At 65.8% G+C, this 14944-nt stretch carries 9 protein-coding genes and 1 pseudogene; 7 read left to right on the forward strand and 3 right to left on the reverse strand.

Annotation, left to right across the window (positions count from 1 at the left end; genetic code table 11):
• Positions 1–13 precede the first annotated feature (13 nt).
• The 6 genes from CFE42_RS20030 (at position 14) to fliD (ending at position 11237) form a co-directional block, all read left to right on the forward strand.
• Positions 14–1024: a zinc-dependent alcohol dehydrogenase family protein gene (locus CFE42_RS20030; protein WP_004633996.1), complete on the forward strand. Its 1011-nt coding sequence runs from the start codon at positions 14–16 to the stop codon at positions 1022–1024.
• An 80-nt stretch (positions 1025–1104) separates the two neighbouring features.
• Positions 1105–1560, forward strand: a complete 456-nt coding sequence (locus CFE42_RS20035; protein WP_004633994.1) for a universal stress protein — start codon at positions 1105–1107, stop codon at positions 1558–1560.
• Between the two features lie 59 nt (positions 1561–1619).
• Complete coding sequence (locus tag CFE42_RS20040; RefSeq protein ID WP_193747939.1) at positions 1620–1769, forward strand: hypothetical protein; 150 nt, start codon at positions 1620–1622, stop codon at positions 1767–1769.
• Between the two features lie 247 nt (positions 1770–2016).
• Positions 2017–2910, forward strand: a complete 894-nt coding sequence (locus CFE42_RS20045; RefSeq protein WP_004633991.1) for a class II glutamine amidotransferase — start codon at positions 2017–2019, stop codon at positions 2908–2910.
• A 243-nt stretch (positions 2911–3153) separates the two neighbouring features.
• A complete protein-coding gene (gene uvrA, locus CFE42_RS20050; protein ID WP_251471310.1) occupies positions 3154–9003 on the forward strand; it encodes an excinuclease ABC subunit UvrA in 5850 nt (1949 codons plus the stop codon).
• Between the two features lie 197 nt (positions 9004–9200).
• Positions 9201–11237, forward strand: coding sequence for a flagellar filament capping protein FliD (gene fliD, locus CFE42_RS20055; RefSeq protein ID WP_004633988.1), 2037 nt, complete (start codon positions 9201–9203; stop codon positions 11235–11237).
• Between the two features lie 202 nt (positions 11238–11439).
• Here the strand turns inward: fliD and CFE42_RS20060 are convergent, their stop codons facing one another.
• Both CFE42_RS20060 and CFE42_RS20065 read right to left on the reverse strand, forming a co-directional pair.
• Complete coding sequence (locus CFE42_RS20060; RefSeq protein WP_274521305.1) at positions 11440–11574, reverse strand: hypothetical protein; 135 nt, start codon at positions 11572–11574, stop codon at positions 11440–11442.
• 66 nt (positions 11575–11640) lie between these two features.
• Positions 11641–11778, reverse strand: coding sequence for a hypothetical protein (locus CFE42_RS20065; RefSeq protein ID WP_238563827.1), 138 nt, complete (start codon positions 11776–11778; stop codon positions 11641–11643).
• Here CFE42_RS20065 and CFE42_RS20070 point away from each other — a divergent pair.
• Positions 11716–12099 (forward strand): annotated as a pseudogene (locus tag CFE42_RS20070) (hypothetical protein); the annotation flags it as partial. The gene CFE42_RS20065 and the pseudogene CFE42_RS20070 sit on opposite strands and share 63 nt — an antisense overlap.
• A gap of 130 nt (positions 12100–12229) precedes the next feature.
• Here the strand turns inward: CFE42_RS20070 and CFE42_RS20075 are convergent.
• Positions 12230–14932, reverse strand: coding sequence for a DNA translocase FtsK (locus tag CFE42_RS20075; protein WP_004633986.1), 2703 nt, complete (start codon positions 14930–14932; stop codon positions 12230–12232).
• Positions 14933–14944 lie beyond the last annotated feature (12 nt).

Consider the following 14944-nt stretch of genomic DNA (forward strand, 5'->3'; position numbering starts at 1 on the left):
CTCGGAGACAGCGATGCCTGAATCGATGCAGGCCATGGTGATGGAAGGTGCCGGAAAGCCATTGGTCTGGCGTGATGTGCCTATGCCCACGCCTGGGCCCGGTGAGGTCCGGATCGCGGTGTCCGCGTGTGGCGTCTGCCGTACGGACCTCCATATCGTAGACGGTGAACTGACCACCCCAAAACCCTCCCTGATTCCCGGCCACGAAATCGTAGGCATCGTCGAGTCATGCGGCAAAGGCGTGACGGCGCCCACCCCGGGCGAGCGCGTTGGCGTGCCGTGGCTCGGCTGGACGTGCGGCGTCTGCCCGTACTGCCTGCACGGGCGCGAAAACCTGTGCGACCGCCCTGCCTTCACCGGCTACACGCGCGATGGCGGCTATGCGCAATACGCCGTTTGCGACGCCCGGTACTGCCTGCCGATTCCCGCGCGGTACGACGACGCCCATGCCGCGCCGCTGCTCTGTGCGGGGCTGATCGGCTACCGCACGCTGCGCATGGCCGGCGATGCACGCAGGATCGGCATCTACGGCTTTGGCGCTGCGGCCCACCTCATCACGCAGATCGCCGTGGCGGAGCAGCGCGAGGTCTTCGCCTTCACCCGCACCGGTGACACTGCGCCTCAACAACTTGCGCTGGACACCGGTGCCAGTTGGGCAGGCGCCAGCGACACCCCCGCACCGGAACAGCTCGACGCCGCGTTGATCTTCGCGCCCATCGGCGCGCTCGTGCCGCAGGCGCTGCAGGCCGTGGTCAAGGGCGGCTCGGTGGTTTGCGGCGGCATTCACATGAGCGACATCCCGGCATTTCCGTACCGGTTGCTATGGGAAGAGCGCAAGCTTGTCTCCGTCGCAAACCTGACGCGGGCCGATGGACTCGCGCTCATGCGCATCGCGGCGGAAGTCCCGTTGCGGGTGCACGTCACGCCCTATCCGCTGCAAGACGCAAACACCGCCTTGGAAGACCTCCGCGCCGGACGCGTGGCGGGCGCTGCCGTCCTGCAGGTGCCGTCGAAAGACCTTTGACGCGCATCAACAGCCCACGCGCCACGCTGTCTACGCTGGTTACACGCGGTGCCCGACTGCGCAACGCCTTGGAGACCACCATGTACCAACGAATCCTGCTCGCCGTCGACGGCAGCCACGCGTCCTACCTCGCGCTGCACCAAGCCATTGTGGTCAGCAAGGCGACGGGCGCGGAAGTCGAAGCCCTCTTCGTTGCCGATAGCAGCGACATCACCTTCGACATGGTCGGATCCGACTCGATTGCCTACGCCAAGCAGGTCGCCGGCTACGGCCGGGACACGCTTGCCGAGGTATCGAAGAAGCTGGATGCCGCAGGCGTCAAACATTCGACCAAGCTGCTCGAAAACTCCATTGCGCCCGGGCAGATCTCCGCAACGATCGTCGCAGAAGCCAACGAGACCGCAACCGACCTGATCGTGCTCGGCACACATGGCCGGCGTGGGCTCAAGCATCTGGTGCTCGGCAGCGTGGCCGAAGGCGTGGTCCGCAAGACCAACAAGCCGGTATTGATGGTGCGTAGTGAGGTCGAGGAATAAAGAACATCCATTGAGCGCTGCCCTCGCGGGTGTGTTCGGAGGCACTCGGCTGCCATTCCGTGCGCAACGACACGCGCAATCCGATCCGCCGGCTGGATGAGGCTATCAAACCGCTGACCGACCCCGCACCGCTGGCCATGGTGATGCGTTTTGACGACAGTGTTGCCGTGCTGAACTTGCGGGTCCGGGCCCGAACCGAGCACTTCTGAGACGCGCGCTGGACGCTCGCCCGGCAAGTCCGCACAGCCCGTGCAGGGGCCCGCTGCGCCGTGCCCGTGCGGATTCGCGAGCTGTCTATCGTGCGTGAAGCCGGCCCAAAAACAGGTGACAGACGTGACCCTCAAGGCCGCGAAGCCGCCCGGACCATGGCCGGATGAGGGTTGGGATTTGCTTGTGCATTCACAAACGCATTGCATAGACTCACCTTTCAAGGAATCCCTTATAGGCAAACGCATCATGTGTCGCTGGCTGGCGTATTCAGGCAATCCCATTCAGATGGAGACAGTGCTGTTCCGGCCGCGGCACTCGTTGATCGACCAGAGTCTGCGCTCCCGCCTCGGCGGCGAGACGACCACCAACGGCGACGGTTTCGGCATCGGGTGGTACGGCCGTTACTCTGAAGTGCCCTTTCGATACCGCTGCCTGCATCCCGCGTGGAACGACACCAACCTGCGTGAAGCCGCCCGCGCCATCCGCTCGTCGATGTTTATCGCCCACGTGCGTGCGGCCACCGACACCCCGGCGCAGGAGACCAACTGCCACCCGTTTCGCTACGGGCGGTGGCTTTTTGCGCACAACGGGTTGATCCGCGAATACCCATTGCTCCGCCGCGCGCTGATGATGGAAGTGGCGCCGGAGCTGTTCCGCTGGATCGAAGGCTCGACCGATTCCGAGATCATGTTTTTCCTGGCGCTGTCGTTCGGGCTCGACCGCGACCCGCGCGGCGCGCTCGAACAGATGGTCGGGCTGATCGAAGACATCGGCCGCCGCCACGGCGTCGAATACCCGCTGAACATGACGGTCTGCGCGACGGACGGCGTTCAGATCGTGGCTGCGCGCTACTCCAGCGAGGGCGAATCGCGCTCGCTGTTCCACAGCACGTCGTTCAGGCATCTGCACCAGCTCTATCCTGACAGCGCCGCGATTGAAGACGCCGGCGACGACGCCTTCCTTGTGCTGTCCGAACCGCTTGTCGACCTGCCCGGCGCATGGGCCGAGATTCCCGAAGAGACCGTCGTGATCGTCAAGGGCGGCGTGGTCGAGCACCACCGTTTTGTGCCGCGCAAGCCCGGCCCCACGGGCTTCGACCTGCCCGCCAACCAAGCTTCTTATGGGCGCGAGGCAGGCTGATCGCCCTGCCGCAGGGGTGATACAAGCATCACCCCACTCTTTTTCCCCCTCCGCTGAAACCTCCTGACAAAACGCTGTCAGGAGCCCTGCGTTAGGCTCCCGCCCACGACTTGTTCCGTAGACAAACCGGATCTTGATAATCCGCTACAGTTTACGGCTCGAATTCTGATTGCCAGCGCAGCGGCCGATGGTTTAGGCCCGCCGGCATGCCCCCTTACCTCCAAGCTCCAAGGAACGTCCTCCATGTCCTCCGGTGTCATTCGCCTGCGCGGAGCCCGTCAGCACAATCTCAAAAACCTCGATCTGGACCTCCGTACGGGCGAAATGACCGTCGTGACAGGCCCGTCGGGCTCCGGCAAGTCCAGCCTCGTTTTCGACACGCTCTACGCCGAAGGTCAGCGCCGCTACGTCGAGACCTTCAGCGCCTATGCGCGTCAGTTCCTCGACCGCATGGACCGGCCGCAGGTCGAGCACGTCGAAGGCGTGCCGCCCGCCATCGCCATCGACCAGACCAACCCCGTGCGCAGCTCGCGCTCGACGGTCGGCACGATGACGGAACTGAACGACCATCTGAAGCTGCTGTTTGCGCGCGCCGCCCAGCTGTTCGACCGCGACACCGCGCTGCCGGTGCGGCACGACACGCCGGAAACGATCTACGACGAGCTGCTCTCGCGCACGCGCGATGGCGATCCACGCCTGGTGGTGACCTTTCCCGTCGAGCTGCCCGCCAATACGAGCCCCGAAGAAGTCACGCAATGGCTGTCGGTCAGCGGCTATACGCGCGTGCAGGCCGAGCGCGTGGTCGAGTCGTCCACGGGCAAGCGCAAGCTGCTCGATGTGGTGGCCGACCGCTTCCGTCTGCAGGGCACCGAGCGTGCCCGCGCGCTGGAGGCCATTGAGTCGTCGCTCAAGCGCGGCGGCGGGCGCGTCAGCGTGTATGTCTTGCCGGCCGATGAAGGTGCGGAGCCGACCATCTGGCGCTTTTCCACCGGCCTGCACTGCCCCGAAAGCGACCTGCGCTACGCAGACCCGCAACCCGCTCTCTTCTCGTTCAATTCCGCTTATGGCGCGTGCGATACCTGCCGTGGTTTCGGCCGCGTGATCGGCGTCGATCTTGGACTGGTGATTCCGGACGAGCGCAAGACGCTGCGCGACGGTGCCATCAAGCCGATGCAGACGCCGGCCTGGAAGGAATGCCAGGACGATCTGATGCGCTATGCCGCCGCAGCCGACATCCCGCGCGGCACGCCGTGGGCAGAGATGACCGAAGCCCAGCGCAACTGGGTCATCAATGGAGACCCGGCCTTCAAACGCGGCGGCTGGAACAAGCAGTGGTACGGCGTGCGCCGCTTCTTCGACTACCTGGAGTCGAAGGCCTACAAGATGCACATCCGCGTGCTGCTCTCCAAGTACCGCAGCTACACGACCTGCGAAACCTGCGGCGGTGCACGACTGAAAACCGAGTCGATGCAGTGGCGCCTGGGCACCAAGGAAAACGCCGACGCCGTGCTCGCACCCGAACACCGCTTCATGCCGCGCGGCGTGGCCTGGAGCCGTGCCCAGCTCGAAGCCTTGCCCGGGCTGACCGTGCACGACCTGATGCTGCTGCCCATCGAGCGCATCCGCCGTTTCTTCGATGAACTGACACTGCCGTCCACGTTGCTCGACGACGCGCTCAAGCTGCTGCTGGACGAGGTGCGCACGCGCCTGGCCTATCTGTGCGACGTCGGCATTGGTTATCTGACGCTCGACCGCCAGAGCCGCACGCTCTCGGGTGGCGAAGTGCAGCGGATCAACCTGACGACGGCGCTGGGCACATCGCTCGTCAACACGCTGTTCGTGCTGGATGAACCCAGCATCGGCCTGCACCCGCGCGATCTGGATCGCATTGTCGAAGCCATGCAGCGCCTGCGCGACGCGGGCAACACGCTGGTGGTGGTCGAGCACGATCCGTCTGTGATGCTGGCTGCTGACCGCCTGATCGACATGGGGCCCGGCCCCGGCGAGCGTGGGGGCAACATCGTCTTTGACGGCACGCCTGCGGCCATCCGTCAGGCCGATACGCTCACGGGCGCGTATCTGTCGGGGCAGCGCCGCGTGGCCGACGCCACGGATTGGCAGGCGCGCCCCGTCACCGACGCCACGCCGCGGCTGGTGCTCGAAGGCGCGTCGGAACACAACCTGCGCGATGTCACGGTGGAAGTTCCGCTGCAGCGCCTGGTGTGCGTGACCGGCGTGTCCGGCTCGGGCAAATCGACGTTGATCCAGGACGTGCTGCACCCGGCGCTGGCGCGCCACTTCGGCAAGGCAACGGAATCGCCCGGCGCATTCCGCGCCTTGCGCGGTGCCGATCAGATCAGCGACGTGGTGTTCGTCGACCAGTCCCCGATCGGCAAGACCGCGCGCTCGAACCCCGCCAGCTACGTTGGCGCGTTCGATGAAATCCGCAAGCTGTTCGCCAAGGCGCCGATGGCGCTGCAGCGCGGCTACACGGCCGGCACGTTCAGCTTCAACTCGGGCGACGGCCGTTGCCCGACCTGCGGCGGCTCGGGCTTCGAACACGTCGAGATGCAGTTCCTCTCCGACATCTACCTGCGCTGCCCGGACTGCGACGGCACGCGCTATCGCGCCGAAATCCTGGAAGTGAAGCTGCCGCGTGCCGGCCGCGCATTGTCGGTGGCCGATGTGCTGGAGCTGACCGTGAGCGAAGCCGCCAGCGTGTTCGCCGAGGACGCCGACGTGCTGCGCGTGCTGCAACCGATCGTCGATGTGGGCCTGGAATACGTGAAGCTTGGCCAACCGGTGCCGACGCTCTCCGGCGGCGAGGCCCAACGCCTGAAGCTGGCGGGCTTCCTGGCCGAAGCCGCGCAGGCCGCCCAGGCCGCGGCGCGCAAGCGCGTCAAGCAGGATGTGCCGGCCAATGCTGGCCGCCTGTTCATGTTCGACGAGCCGACCACGGGCCTGCACTTTGACGACATCGCCAAGCTGATGCGCGCGTTCGGCAAGCTGCTCGACGCGGGGCATTCGCTGATCGTAATCGAACACAACCTGGACGTGGTGCGTGCGGCGGATTGGATCATCGACCTCGGCCCCGAAGGCGGCGACGCCGGCGGCCTGCTGGTCTGCGCCGGCACGCCCGCGCAGGTCAAAGACTGCGCTGCATCGCACACCGGCGCCGCGCTCAAGCAATACGAAGCCAGCGTCGGCCAGCCGGAAGCCATCGAAGGCGTACCGCTGCAGACAGCACTGGCCGACCGCCGCGCCAAGCGTGCTGCGCTGGCGGAAGTCCAGGGCGAAAACGTCGTGCGCATCGTCCACGCCCACGAGCACAACCTCAAGGGCCTGAACGTCGATATTCCGCACGGCAAGTTCAACGTGGTGACGGGCGTGTCGGGTTCGGGCAAGTCGACGCTGGCATTTGACATCTTGTTCCACGAAGGGCAGCGCCGCTATCTGGAATCGCTCAATGCGTATGCGCGCTCCATCGTACAGCCGGCGGGCCGGCCGGAAGTCGACGCCGTCTACGGCATTCCGCCCACAGTGGCGATTGAGCAGCGCCTGTCGCGCGGCGGCCGCAAGAGCACGGTGGCGACCACGTCCGAGGTGTGGCACTTCCTGCGGCTGCTGTATGTGAAGCTGGGCGTGCAGCACTGCGTCCACGACGGCACGCCGGTGTCGGCGCAAAGCCCGGAGGCGATTTTTGCCCAGCTCATGCGCGACCATCGCGGCCAGCACATCGGCCTGCTCGCGCCGCTGGTCGTGAACCGCAAGGGCGTCTATACCGACCTTGCCAAATGGGCCAAGGCGCGCGGCTATACGCATCTGCGCGTCGATGGCGAATTCCTGAGCGTCGACCCGTGGCCGCGCCTGGACCGCTTCCGCGAGCACACGCTGGAACTGCCCGTCGGCGACATCGTTGTCTCGCCGGAAAACGAGGCCGCGCTGCGTGCGTTGCTGGAGCAGGCGCTGGAGTACGGCAAGGGCATCATGCACGTGCTCGCGCCGCTGGATGGCCTGCAGAGCGCCATGCACAAGGGCGGCACGGCGCACGTGGGCAGCGTCAAGGTCTTTTCGACCAAGCGCGCGTGCTCGACCTGCGGCACCAGCTACCCCGAGCTGGATCCGCGCATGTTCTCGTACAACAGCAAGCACGGCTGGTGCGCGAGCTGCGTCGGTACCGGGCTGGCGCTCACGCGCGAACAGCGCGCCGCGTTTGACGACACCGTACTCGGCGGAGACGATCGCGGCCGCGAGCAGACGCTTCCTTCAGAGGAAGTCGATCCCGAAGGCATGACCGACCTGCCCTGCCCGGATTGCCACGGCACGCGCCTGAACCCGACGGCGCGCGCCGTCACCTTTGCCGACAGGCCCATCGTCGACATTGCGCAGTGGACGGTCAGCCAGACCCGCCGCTGGGTCGAGGGCCTGGACCTGACCGGCCGGGACGCCGACATCGCCCGCGATGTGGTGGCCGAGATTCACAGCCGCCTGTCGTTCCTGGAGGAAGTCGGCCTGGGCTACCTGAGCCTGGATCGCGCCGCGCCAAGCCTGTCGGGCGGTGAAGCCCAGCGTATCCGCCTGGCTGCGCAACTCGGCAGCAACCTGCAAGGCGTGTGCTACGTGCTGGATGAGCCGACCATCGGCCTGCATCCGCGCGACAACCAGATCCTGCTGGACGCGCTGCGCAAGCTGGGCGACAAGGGCAACACGCTGGTGGTGGTCGAGCATGATGAAGACACCATCCGCCGGGCCGACCACATCATCGACATCGGCCCGGGTGCCGGCAAGCGCGGCGGCACGCTGGTTGCGCAAGGCGGCGTGCAGGATCTGGCCGCGCAGCCGGATTCGCTCACGGGCCGGTTCCTGTCGCAGCCGATCGAGCATCCGCTGCAGCCCCGCCGCCAGGTGGTTGCGCCGCGCGGCGGCACGCAGGCGGTGCCGGAGCAATGGCTGACGGTGCACGGCGCCAAGCTGCACAACCTGCGCAACGTCACCGCGACGATGCCGCTGTCGCGTCTGGTGGCGATTACGGGCGTTTCGGGCTCGGGCAAATCGACGCTGGCGCGTGATGTGTTGATGACGAACCTGCTCGATGCGGTCGGCCGTTCGGTGCTGTCTTCGCCGGCTACGCGGCGCGCACGCAAAGCCGCGCAGGCAGAGGCGCCAGAGGCGAAGATGCCGCGCAAGCTCGACGTCAAACACGACTGGCACGGCTGCGACAGCGTCACCGGCTGGGAAACCATCGACCGCGTGCTGGAAGTCGACCAGACGCCGATCGGCAAGACACCCCGCTCGTGCCCCGCCACGTACATCGGCGTATGGGACACCATCCGCAAACTCTTTGCCGACACGCTCGAAGCACGGGCACGCGGCTACACCGCCTCGCGCTTCTCGTTCAACACCGGCGACGGCCGCTGCCCCGCCTGCGAAGGCCAGGGCGTACGGACCATCGCCATGAGCTTCCTGCCCGACGTGAAGGTCGGCTGCGACGTCTGCCACGGCCAGCGCTTCAATGCAGAAACGCTGGCAGTCACGTGGCGCGGCAAGAACATCGGCGATGTGCTCACCATGGAGATCGACGAAGCGGTCGAGTTTTTCGGCGCGATGAACAGCATCGCCCACCCGCTGCAGTTGATGAAGGACGTGGGCCTCGGCTACCTGACGCTGGGCCAGCCCTCGCCCACGCTGTCCGGCGGCGAGGCGCAGCGCATCAAGCTTGTCACCGAGTTGTCCAAGGTACGCGACGACGTGACGCGCCGCGGCCAGAAGCCACCCCACACGCTCTACGTGCTGGACGAGCCGACGGTGGGCCTGCACATGGCCGACGTGGCCAAGCTCATTCGCGTGCTGCATCGCCTGGCGGACGGTGGCCACAGCGTGATCGTAATCGAGCACGACCTTGATGTGATTGCCGAGGCCGACTGGATTCTCGATCTCGGCCCCGAAGGCGGCGATGAAGGCGGCACGATCGTCGCGGCTTGCGGGCCGGAGGCGTTGACGCGCGTGGCGGCCAGCCATACTGGCGCAGCGTTGGTGCCGGTGCTGGCGCGCGGCAAGCAGGTCGATCCGAGCAAGGAAGGCGAGACGGTCTAGCGTGGCGCGCGGCGGTCTCCGCCCAGGTGGAGACCGCCGGCGTGGGGCGCAAGCTTCATGTGGCGCCAGCAATCCTTTCGCTTTCCTGAGCAAACCCGGGCAGAAAGCCTGTCGGAGCTGGGTTTGCCCTAAAGAAGGACGCTGCGCAGCCGTCACATTGTGGAGATTGTGAAGAGAGCGTTTGCGCGCGTCCGACCATGGCCACCTCGTCCACGAGCAACAACTACGTTCCGCCGATCTCCATTCCGGGCATCGGGACGAACATCGACGTCAACACCCTTGTCACGAAGCTGATCCAGGCGGAAAGCAAGGGCATGACGCTGCGGCAGACGCAGCAAAAGGCCTTTCAGACGCAACTGTCGGCAGTCGGCTCGCTCAAAAGCGCGCTGTCGACCTTCCAGACCGCGATGGCGGCCCTGAACAACCCGGACACATTCACCGGCAACAAGGCCAGCGGGCACGACACGTCGATCCTCACGGCTTCGCTGTCCAATACGGCGCCGGCTGGCTCGTACCAAATCAACGTGACGCAGCTTGCGCAGGCGCAGGTGCTAGCGGCCGCCGGGCAGGCGTCCAGCAAGACGCCCATTGGCGGCGGCACGCCCACCACCCTCACCTTTTCTTTTGGGAATGTCTCGGGCGGCAGCTTTGCCAATGGCAAATACACGGGCGCCACGTTCACGCAGAACGGCAACCAGGCCGGCGGCTCGATCACCATCGACCCATCGAACAATACGCTCGCCGGCATCCGCGACGCCATCAATAGCGCCAACCTTGGCGTCTCAGCCAGCATCGTCAACGACGGCAGCAGCTCGCCTTATCGGCTGGTGCTGACGTCCACTGCAGGCGGCGCCAATTCGGAGATGAAGATTTCCGTGTCGGGCGACCCGGCCCTGCAATCCCTGCTGAGCCACGACCCGGCCGGCACGCAGAACATGACCGAGGTCGCCACAGGCCGCAACGCGCTTGCTACTGTCAACGGCATCAGCGTGCAAAGCGCCACCAACACACTGTCGGATGTGGTAGACGGCACGTCGTTCACGCTCGCCAAGACCGGCAGCACGACCGTGACGGTGGGCAGCGACGCGGGCCAGGCAAGCCAGTCGGTGCTGAACTTCGTTAAGGCGTACAACGCGCTGCGCATCCAGCTCAACGCGTTGACCAAATTCGATACCGCGAACGCCGCCAACAACGGCGCGCTGGCCGGCGACGTCAGCACCAAGGCGATGATCAACCAGCTGACAGACGTGCTGGGCCAGGGCATCGGCAACGGCGCGTTTCAGTCGCTGGGTAGCATCGGCGTGACGATGGACAAGGAAGGGACGCTGTCGATTGACGACCCCAAACTGACCGCCGCCCTGAAGAAATCGCCTAGCCAGGTGGCGGCCCTGCTTGCCGGCACCGGCACGGCAACGGATTCGCTGCTGAAGGTCGCGTCGTTTTCAACGACCACGCAAGCCGGCAGTTATGCCGTCAACGTCACTCAACTGGCGACGCAGGGCTCGCTCAAGGGCTCGGCGGCCGCCAACACGACCATCCAGAGCGGCGTGAACGACAGCCTGTCGGTCACGCTCAGCGGCATCACGACCAACATCAAGGTGCCGGCCGGCAGCTATACCGCGTCGAGCCTGGCCGCGCAGATTCAAAGCCAGGTCAACGCGTCGCCCGACTTGCAGCGAGCCAAGGTGGAAGTCGCCATCGGCACCGATGCCAATGGCGTGCTGACGCTGACCGACAAGCAATACGGCTCGGTATCGACGGTGTCGGTGTCAGGGAATGGCGCCGCGTCGCTGCTCGGCGGAAGCCCGACGGCCACGGCCGGTCGCGATGTACAAGGCACCATCAGCGGGGCGGCCGCCACGGGTTCGGGCCAGAACCTCTACGGCGCCAGCGGCTCGGCCGTGGATGGCCTGACGGTGCAAGTGTCTGGCGGTGCATTGGGCGACCGCGGCACCGTCACCGTGCAGCGTGGCTACGCGGCGCAACTGCACACCGTGTCAGGCAACTTGCTGTCGAACAACGGCATGGTGCAGAACGCCAGCGACGCCATCAACAACTCCATCACCTCGCTCGGCAAGGAAATCGATCTGATGCAGAAACAGCTCGATGCCAAGCAGGCGCTGTATTACACACAGTTCAATGCGCTATCGAAGATGGTAGCCAGCATGACGAATACGAGCAATTACCTGACGACGCAGTTGGCGATATTGCAGAAGCAGCGGACGGGGGGCTAAAGGTGCCTTGAGTGCGCCTCCGCTGCAGCCAACCGCTTAGTTACTGCTGCGGCTTCCCCATAGCGTGGTGAGGAAGGCTATGGCGAGTTTGTATTGCAGGTTCATGTGAGAGAGCTGACTGACTTAGGAAGTGGAAACGCGAGCGCATGGGGCACACCGCCTCAACGCGCGCGCGTGACCTGCAAACATCCGCGCTCGACCATCATTTCGCGCCGGTCTTGGCTGGCGGGGAGATAGGCTGATCACCGGATGTCTCGTCCGGGTCGCGGTAGCCGGTGTCAATGGTGTAGCCCTGAGCCTTCCGCTTTTGCTCGGCGTTGGCGCGCTCGGCATGCATCTGGCGTTGCAGGCCCGGAGAGAGGTCACGCCAGTGTGGGCGGTCCTGCTCATTGGACGCATTGCGCTAGAAGTTGGCGTAGCCCTCGAGCTTGATCTTGACGAAGTACGCGCACGGCTCATCCACCTTCATGCGCGTCGAGGCGAACTGAAGCGCGGCGAAGCATGGTTGATGAAGTTCGACGAGATCAACGAGCAGACGCACGAGATGTCCAGCGTCACGGCTCGCACGCAGTTCATCTCGTCGCTTACGCAGAGCGGGCACATGCCCGGGGCATTGCCGTATCTGGACTGGTTGCGCGATGTCTACGCAGACGTTCGCATCACCGATTCGCATTACCTGTACATGCGCGGCATCCCGTTTTTCCCGAGCTTTCTGGAAAACAGCCTGCCCGTTCTCAAGGCAAACATGCCAGCCGAGGCAATCGCTCAGTGGTATGGCGTGTTGTCGGGGCAGTTGGATGAGGAAGGCGAGGCGCAGCTTGGGCAGTGGCTGCAATCGTTGATGGTCGCAGCCGAACGCTGAGTTTGTCCCTGGAGATTGAGGTACGACTGCGGTTCTGTGTGAGCCTCAGTCGCCCATCGTTTTCAGGCCACCGGGAAAACGCAATGCAGGAGCCGCGCCGTGCCCGCCAGGAGTGGCCGGCAAGCGCGACTCACTCCCCACCACCTGGCGCCAGCACCTCACGCTGCCCATTCCGCCCCATCGGCGACACCAGCCCAGCCGCTTCCATCTGTTCGATGAGCCGCGCAGCACGGTTGTAGCCGATGCGCAGTTGCCGCTGCACGGAGGAAATCGACGCGCGGCGCGTGTTGAGCACGAACGCCGCCGCCTCGTCGTACAGCGGATCGGCTTCTGCCTCTCCACTTTCGCCACCGAACAAATCGCCGCTCGCGGCAGCTTCACCTGGATCACCGGCGAGGATGGCTTCGTCGTATTCGGGCTCGCCAAACTGCTTCCAGTGTTCGACCACGCGGTGCACTTCTTCGTCAGCAACGAACGCGCCATGCACGCGTTGCGGATAACCCGTGCCCGGCGGCAGGAACAGCATGTCGCCCTGGCCCAGCAGCGATTCGGCGCCCATCTGGTCGAGAATCGTGCGCGAGTCGATCTTGGATGACACCTGGAACGCCACGCGCGTGGGAATGTTCGCCTTGATCAGGCCGGTGATGACGTCCACTGACGGCCGCTGCGTCGCCAGAATCAGATGGATGCCGGCGGCACGGGCCTTCTGCGCGAGGCGCGCGATCAGCTCTTCGATCTTCTTGCCAGCCACCATCATCAGGTCGGCCAGTTCGTCGATGACGACCACGATCAGCGGCAGCGTCGAGAGCGGCTCGGGCGCATCGGGCGTGAGCGAGAACGGATTCGGAACCTTGCGTCCGGCCTGTTCCGCCGCACGGATCTTCTGGTTGTAGCCAGCCAGGTTACGCACGCCCAGCGCCGACATCAGGCGGTAGCGCTTTTCCATCTCGCCCACGCACCAGTTGAGCGCGTGCGCGGCCTGCTTCATGTCGGTGACGACCGGCGCGAGCAGATGCGGAATGCCCTCGTACACGGAGAGTTCCAGCATCTTCGGGTCGATCATGATCATGCGCACGTCGTCGGGCGTGGCCTTGTACAGCATCGACAGGATCATCGCGTTGACGGCCACCGACTTGCCGGAGCCCGTCGTGCCGGCCACCAGCAGGTGCGGGGCGCGTGCGAGATCGGTCACCACGGGGTTGCCGGTGATGTCTTTGCCCATAGCCAGCACGAGGTGCGACGCGTGCGACTGGAAATCCGCCGCATTCACGACTTCCGACAAGCGGATCATTTCGCGGTGGGCGTTGGGCAGCTCCAGCCCCATGCATGTCTTGCCTGGGATGGTCTCGACGACCCGGATGGACGTCACGCCCAGCGCACGCGCCAGGTCTTTCATCAGCCCGACCACCTGTGCGCCGCGCACGCCAATCGCCGGGTCAACCTCGAACCGCGTGATGACCGGGCCGGCCGATGCGCCAACGACCGTCACCGGCACTTTGAACTCCGCCAGACGCTGCGCGATCAGGTTGCTGGTCTCTTCCAGGTGCTCGGCGGAGACGGCTTCCGCGCTCGGGGATGCGGCGGTCAGCAATGCGGCACCCGGCAGGCGGTAGTCGATGATGCGTGGTATTGCAGGTGTGGCAGTCGGAGCGGGCGCAGGCGCTGCGGCGACGGCCGGTGCTGCGGCGCGCGACACCACCTCCCCCACCACGGCCGGCAAGACGATGCGCGGCTTAGGCGCAGGCATGACAGGCGCGACTTCCGGCTGCGCGGCCGGCTCGATGGACGGTGCTGCGGGCAGCGCTTCGGCAATCGGGGCGGCTTCGGCTTCCGCGATCGGTTCGGCAACCTCCGGGGCAGGCGTCGTTACGGGGGGCGCCATCAGGCCGCGCAGTTCGGCCAGGAGCGCTTCCGCCTCTTGGCGTACGGCATCCAGGTCGACAGTCGGGTTTTCTGCGACGGCGGCTTTCGCCTCCACCATCTCCGGCACCGTCGGCTCGACAAGGACAACCGGCTCGGCTGCGGGCACGACCTGCGGCGCAGGGGCTGCCGGGGCGGGCGTCTGCGTCTGCAGACCAAGTTGCGGTTGATGGAACGGGCTGCTGACGATGGTGGCGCGCGGTTTTGGGCGCGCCGGAGGCGCCTGCGGCGGAGTTGGCGGAGCTACAGGCGGCGCCTTGGCGGTTGCGGGCGCCTCTGCCGGCGTGCCCTTCTTTGCGTCGAGCAGCGGCCAGATTTCGCCAGGTTGCGGCGGCGACGGGCGCGTGCGCGGCGGCGGCTGCCATGCTGGCTGGCGGCGGGCCGACACGGCTTCGATGCCACGGTGCCGCACCGTCGGTTGCGCGGGGCCGGCATTACCGCTCCAGCGTGCCTCCCCTGCCCCACCCAGGCCGAGCGCAGTCGGCTTCAAGCCATCGTCAACAGGTTCGTCGTGGCGGGTGTCTGGTTCGGAAGACGCCTCGGGATCAGCGGCGCGACGGCGGTTGAACACCTGGCCCCACGATCGTCCGAACGCCATGGGGGCGACCCAGATGAGCACGCCGAGCATCAGGAGAAACGCGCCCGTCCAGCCCAGCATGTGAGAGAACAGCGACGACAATGCGCGCCCGGCAGCACCGCCGGCCTTGTCCTGCGGGTCGGCGCCAGAAGTCAAGGCTTCAAGCGCGGCGCTGGCGCTCAGCGCGACGAGCGTCACCAGCCAGAGCCGCACGGTGCCTCGACCTTTGAGGAAGTCCCGCTCACCCGCCAGCGCGCGCGTCACATACCGCCACACCAGCGGCAGCAGCCACACGGTGGAAATGCCAAACCAGCCAAGCACCATTTCAAACGCCATCTACAAATGCCA

The sequence above is a fragment of the Ralstonia sp. PBBBR1 genome, assembly GCF_002256165.1.
Taxonomy (GTDB): domain Bacteria; phylum Pseudomonadota; class Gammaproteobacteria; order Burkholderiales; family Burkholderiaceae; genus Ralstonia; species Ralstonia thomasii.